Annotated in this window: 6 protein-coding genes; 3 read left to right on the top strand and 3 right to left on the bottom strand. The window is 53.1% G+C overall.

Features of this window, described 5'->3' with window-relative positions:
* Nucleotides 1–62: 62 nt before the first annotated feature.
* Nucleotides 63–1,247, bottom strand: coding sequence for a tRNA dihydrouridine synthase (locus ABIE64_RS04660; protein WP_354376760.1), 1,185 nt, complete (start codon nt 1,245–1,247; stop codon nt 63–65).
* Nucleotides 1,248–1,291: 44 nt separating this feature from the next.
* Here ABIE64_RS04660 and ABIE64_RS04655 point away from each other — a divergent pair, with 44 nt between their 5' ends.
* The 3 genes from ABIE64_RS04655 to ABIE64_RS04645 all read left to right on the top strand — a co-directional run bounded on the left by ABIE64_RS04655 (nt 1,292) and on the right by ABIE64_RS04645 (nt 2,812).
* Nucleotides 1,292–1,447, top strand: coding sequence for a hypothetical protein (locus ABIE64_RS04655; RefSeq protein ID WP_156487991.1), 156 nt, complete (start codon nt 1,292–1,294; stop codon nt 1,445–1,447).
* 299 nt (nt 1,448–1,746) lie between these two features.
* A complete protein-coding gene (locus ABIE64_RS04650; RefSeq protein ID WP_156487990.1) occupies nt 1,747–1,902 on the top strand; it encodes a hypothetical protein in 156 nt (51 codons plus the stop codon).
* A 142-nt stretch (nt 1,903–2,044) separates the two neighbouring features.
* Entirely contained in the window at nt 2,045–2,812 is a 768-nt protein-coding gene (locus ABIE64_RS04645) for a hypothetical protein (protein ID WP_354376759.1), read from the top strand.
* On the opposite strand, the gene meaB is transcribed toward ABIE64_RS04645, so the two are convergent.
* Together meaB and scpA are read right to left on the bottom strand one after the other, a co-directional pair.
* Complete coding sequence (gene meaB / locus ABIE64_RS04640) at nt 2,804–3,892, bottom strand: methylmalonyl Co-A mutase-associated GTPase MeaB (RefSeq protein WP_354376758.1); 1,089 nt, start codon at nt 3,890–3,892, stop codon at nt 2,804–2,806. The two genes, ABIE64_RS04645 and meaB, sit on opposite strands and share 9 nt — an antisense overlap.
* A gap of 16 nt (nt 3,893–3,908) precedes the next feature.
* Nucleotides 3,909–6,065, bottom strand: coding sequence for a methylmalonyl-CoA mutase (gene scpA / locus ABIE64_RS04635; protein ID WP_354376757.1), 2,157 nt, complete (start codon nt 6,063–6,065; stop codon nt 3,909–3,911).

Below are 6,065 nucleotides of genomic sequence, written 5' to 3'. Positions count from 1 at the left end.
CCCGGAAATGACAAAGGCAGCCAACCATGCTGCCTTTTCTTTTGATTGTCTGTCTTTACCGTCTATTCGGCGGCAATCGGAATATTTGGCCGCTGATTTTCCGGGTTATCGCGGTCTATGGTCAGTTTGGCGCGAAGCTCGTGAATGTCGCGAATGCGCTTGATCTCGTCAAAGCAATCGGCGGCCTGTTCATGCCCCTTGCGGATCATCGCCACCCATTGCTTGATGCGCCCGGCCTGATGGTTTTCGGTAGTGTCATCGGCACTCATCAGATCGATATAGGTCAAAAGCATCGTCAGGACATCTGACCAGCTTTGTTTTTCAAGGATCTCACCGGCTTCAAACGCCTTGATGCGATTGGCGATATCCGGGGCGGCAATCGCCCCGCGGCCGAGCATGAAGGACGTGCAGCCGGAAATATCCCGGCATTTTGCGTAATCCTCAACGGTCCAGATTTCACCATTGGCCGTCATCGGGATTGAAATGGCGTCGCGGATGCGTGCCAGATATTCCCAATGTGCGGGCGGTTTGTATCCTTCCAGCTTGGTGCGCGCATGCACTGTCAGGTGCTGGGCACCGGCGGCCTCAACCGCGCGCGAATTGTCCAGAAACAGTTCCTTGTCGGCATAACCCAGACGGATTTTCGCACTGACCGGTATATGATCGGGAACCGCCCGGCGCACGCTTGAGACGATATTGAACAGATTGTCGGGGCATTTCAAAAGCGATGCACCGGCTTCGCGTTTATTCACCGTCTTGGACGGGCAGCCGAAATTGATATCGATCCCCGGCGCGCCAAGGGATGCGGCAAAGGCGGCATTTTCCCCCATCAGTTCGGGATCATGCCCCATCAACTGCACCAGAACCGGCGTGCCCGATGCCGTTTTGCCGCCCTGAAGCAATTCGGGGCAGTAACGGTAAAACACATGGGCCGGAAACAGGTTTTGCGACACACGGATAAATTCGGTCACGCACAGGTCAAACCCGCCCGTCGCACTCAGCAATTGCCGAACGCGCCAGTCGACCAGTCCTTCCATTGGTGCAAGCACCAGATGCGTCATGTGCAGATTATCCCGTTTCATGAAATCAAGTGCGCGGCTTTTAACACAAACCGCAACATCATGCCGGTCAAAAATCACAGACCAGGTTTGCCTTGCCAACAGCAGGATCGGCGAATTAAGGCCGATTTGGCTTATTTCCGACAAGGTTTCAGCGAATTTCCCGCCCACCTTCATAAGGTCAATCACAATAAAACGACCCGAACGAATGGTTCGGGCAGGAGAGTGTGAAAATGCTGTATGTCATCGAAAGTGCGCTGGACGAAGTCGAAGCCGTATCGCGCGATGCCCGTGAAAAACTGTCACGTCTTGAAACCGTGATGAAATCAACCGCGCAAAATCTGAAAATCCTCAAAGACAAACTCGAACAGCCTGCCACCAACGGCTAGCCTGCCGGTCTTTTTTCACCAGACATTGTCTTGTATCCCTGTTTCTTTACCCCTGTTTTGGGTAGAATAACGTGCGGGTCCGGCATACGATCCGGGCGGTTCATTGGTGCGCATCAAAAAAGGATGCGCCACCAATAAGCCGTTGACCCGGCCTGACCGGATTGTTGATCAGGATCATGGGGGTTGACAGCAAACCGGGCTATGACGGTGGCGATTATGACAGGCCGAATTACGGCCTGCTTAAGACAAAGAGATTTCGAGCTGTCATATAACCGGCAGCCAATAACGGAGGACAGAATTTGCTTTATATCATCGAAAAAGCTTTGAACGAGATCGAAGCCATGCCGCGTGACAAGCGTGAAGACCTGGCGCATCTCGACACCGAAATCAATGAAGCCGTCGAAAAGCTGAAAATTCTTAAGGCAAAACTCGAAGCAGCTGGCGAAAAGAAATAAGACCTGCTGCGATGAGCTATCCGATCAAAGGTCGCGCTTTTGCGCGGCCTTTTTTTTATTTAAGTTTTTAATTATGTATTGTATGCATTTATTAATGCGATATTAGATTATTATTCAAAACGTGTTTTGTAAGGGAGATTTCATGCCTGAATACACTAACCCGGCAAAAGAAGTTGTAAGTATGTGTTCTTATTTTTCATCTTTGGCATCATCTGAGAATTTCTCAACGTACCAAGTACTTGCTATGAATTTTAGCGAGAAAGGTACTGATTCGCACAAAATTATAATAAATTACCAAAGAAGAATTGATGACCTTTTATGCCTCGTGGGTTCTCTGGATAGTGATCACATTGATGAAGAAGTTAAAGCTGATGCATTGCGGTCTATTGAAAGGTTCGAGGGAATCTTTCTTTTTGAAAATTTAAATTCAAATTATCGTTCATCTGTCAACAGATTTTTATCTGCTCAAAATGTTTCTAATGTTAGGGCGCTATATTCAGAGTTAAATAGATCTAATCCTATCAGTTATCTGAATGAAAGTGATATTGATCAGATAAGAGAGAATGTCAGTGATGATGTGATCGAAAAATTTTTGAATTCTGATCTTCCTCCTTATGTGAAGTATTCATTGATTTCTGGAATCGAGAATCTGAAGTTTTCTTTGGATACATATTCTATATTTGGTGCAGGGAGTATACTAGGGGCCAGCTATGAACTGGCAAAGGACATAAAGGTAGCAGAAGGCGGAGCTTCTCCTGACATTTCTGACCGATTAAGTAAATTGAGCACTGGAATTGTGAGTATAACAAGGCTCATTCACGCAGCGAACAAAGCGTATGATAACCTTAAGGAGATAGGTCAAGGATGGAGTAATATTATAGAGTATATAGACATACCGCCTTCAACATGAAGGAGGTTTGGTGATAAATTTAAGCATTTCCTCGACCGCGGCGGTCGGGTTGGTTGACCCGGCCAGAACATCGGCTTCTAGGGCTTTGAGGCGTCCGGCGACATCTTCGCGGGCGGTAAAGGTTTCAAGCAAACGGTCACGCAGCATGGTCCACATCCAGTCGCGTTGCTGACGCGCCCGTTTCGCAGTGAACTCGCCTTCGTTTTCCATGATGGTGCGGTGCTGGTTGATCAAATCCCAGACCTGATCAAGGCCGTCATTGATCAGGGCGGAAACCATGATCGATTGCGGGCGCCAATGATGGCTGCTGGGTTGCAGGATGCGAAGGGCGGATGAATATTCGCGTTTGGCTTCGCGCGCCTTGGCCGGGTCGGCATCGGCCTTGTTGACCGCGATCAGATCGGCGATTTCAAGAACGCCTTTCTTGATCCCCTGCAATTCGTCCCCGGCCCCGGGCAGCATCAGAACTAGGAAGAAATCGGTCATCTGGGCGACCATGATTTCGCTTTGACCGGCCCCGACGGTTTCGACCAGAACCACGTCAAAACCGGCCGCCTCGCACAGCAAAATGGTTTCGCGGGTCATGCGATTGACCCCGCCAAGATAGCCGCTGCTGGGCGATGGGCGGATATAGGCGTTCGGATCGATGGAAAGTTCATTCATCCGGGTCTTGTCACCCAGGATCGAGCCGCCTGACCGCGCACTTGTCGGGTCAACCGCCAGCACCGCGACCTTTTTGCCCGTCTTGGTCAGGTTTTTGCCAAAGGCCTCGATAAAGGTGGATTTGCCGACACCGGGCACGCCGGTAATGCCGATCCGCTGCGACCCGCCAGTATGGGGCATCAGGCGCGAAAGAACGTCCTGCGCCTGATCAAAATGTCTGGCATTGCGGCTTTCGACCAGCGTGATCGCGCGTGACAGAATGGTGCGGTCACCGGCCAGAATGCCATCAACAATCTCGTCGGTTGAAAGAACCCGCCTGCGCACCGTTTTGCGGGGCTGGCCCTTGGGACCGCCCGATAGGGTGCGCAGTGTTTCCGGTGCATTTTGGGGTACACTCTTTGGCGCGGTTTCTGTCACGATCTTGCCTTCACAATCAGGCTACCTCTTCGGACGTTGATTCCTTCAGCTTTTCTAACAGGTCACAGGCCGCTTCGGCAATCACGGTTCCCGGCGGGAAGATCGCCTCTGCCCCGGCTTCGTAAAGTTTGTCAAAATCCTGCGGCGGGATAACACCACCGGCAACGATCATGATGTCTTCGCGGCCAAGCTTGTCCAGTTCCGCTCGAAGCTGCGGCACAAGTGTCAGGTGACCGGCGGCAAGAGAACTGGCACCGACGATATGGACATCGTTTTCGACCGCCTGCCGGGCGGCTTCTTCGGGTGTCTGGAACAGCGGGCCGATATCGACGTCAAAGCCAAGATCGGCAAAGGCGGTTGCGATGACTTTCTGGCCGCGGTCATGCCCGTCCTGCCCCATTTTGGCAATCAGGATGCGCGGGCGGCGGCCTTCGGATTGTTCGAACTCGTTTACCAGCCGGTCAACCTTGGCCAGCGCTTCGTTACCGGCACCGACTTCGGTTTTATAGACCCCCGAAATCGACCGGATCACGGCCTGATGACGGCCATAGACCTTTTCAAGCGCGTCGGAAATCTCGCCCACCGTGCATTTCGACCGGGCGGCCTGCACGGCAAGTTCAAGCAGATTGCCATTTCCCTGATCGGCGGCATTGGTCAGGGCGGTAAGGGCGCTTTCAACATCCGCATTGTTGCGTTCGGCGCGCAGACGTTCCAGCTTGGCGATCTGCTGACGGCGGACTTCGGCGTTATCGACCTGCAAGACATCCACCGGGCGATCATCGGTGGCACGGTATTTGTTCACGCCGACCAATGTCTGACGGCCGCTATCGATGCGGGCCTGCGTGCGCGCAGCCGCTTCTTCGATGCGCATTTTCGGAATGCCGGCCTCAATCGCCTTGGCCATGCCGCCCTGTTCTTCGACCTCAAGAATATGGGCCCATGCCTTTTCCGCCAGATCACGGGTCAGCCGTTCAACATAATAGGACCCGCCCCACGGATCGATAACCTTGGTCGTACCGCTTTCCTGTTGCAGGAAAAGCTGTGTATTGCGGGCAATGCGGGCCGAAAAATCGGTCGGCAGGGCCAATGCTTCGTCAAGGGCGTTGGTGTGCAGGGACTGCGTGTGGCCTTGGGTTGATGCCATCGCCTCAACGCACGTTCTGATGACGTTGTTAAACACATCCTGGGCAGTCAGTGACCAGCCTGATGTCTGGCTGTGTGTCCGCAATGACAGCGATTTGGGGCTCTGCGGATCGAACTGTTTGATCAGCTTGGCCCAGATCATGCGGGCGGCGCGCATTTTGGCGATTTCCATAAAGAAATTCATGCCAATCGCCCAGAAGAACGACAGACGCGGCGCGAACTTATCAATCGGAAGACCAGCAGCCTGACCGGCACGGGCATATTCGATGCCATCGGCCAGAGTATAGGCCAGTTCAAGGTCCGCGGTCGCCCCGGCTTCCTGCATGTGATAGCCGGAAATCGAGATCGAATTGAATTTCGGCATGTTTTGCGAGGTAAAGGCAAAGATATCCGAAATAATCCGCATCGAGGGTTTCGGCGGATAGATATAGGTATTGCGGACCATGAATTCCTTCAGAATGTCGTTCTGAATGGTGCCTGAAAGCTGTTCATGCTTCACACCCTGTTCTTCGGCAGCCGCGATATAAAGCGCCATCACCGGCAGAACCGCGCCATTCATGGTCATGGATACCGACATCTGATCGAGCGGAATGCCATCAAAAAGGGTCCGCATGTCATAGATGCTGTCAATTGCCACACCGGCCATGCCGACATCGCCGGTTACCCGCGGATGGTCGCTGTCATAGCCGCGATGGGTGGCAAGGTCGAAGGCAATCGACAGGCCCTTTTGCCCGGCGGCAAGGTTGCGGCGATAAAACGCGTTGGATTCTTCGGCGGTCGAAAAACCGGCATATTGCCGGATCGTCCAGGGTTGCTGGACATACATGGTCGGATAGGGGCCGCGCAGGAAGGGCGGCATGCCCGGCATGGTGTTGAGATGATCAAGCCCCGCCAGATCATCCGCGCCAAAGACGGCCTTGACGTCGATGCCTTCGGGCGTGGTCCAGGGTGCGGTGTTGACCGGGCTGGTCGGGCCGGAAGTAGCACGATCAAACAGCGGCAGATCGGAAAAGTCCGGAATCCGGGTCAT

The organism is Thalassospira sp. MBR-102, assembly GCF_040549275.1.
GTDB lineage: Bacteria > Pseudomonadota > Alphaproteobacteria > Rhodospirillales > Thalassospiraceae > Thalassospira > Thalassospira xiamenensis.
This window is presented reverse-complemented; position numbering and strand designations above follow the sequence as displayed.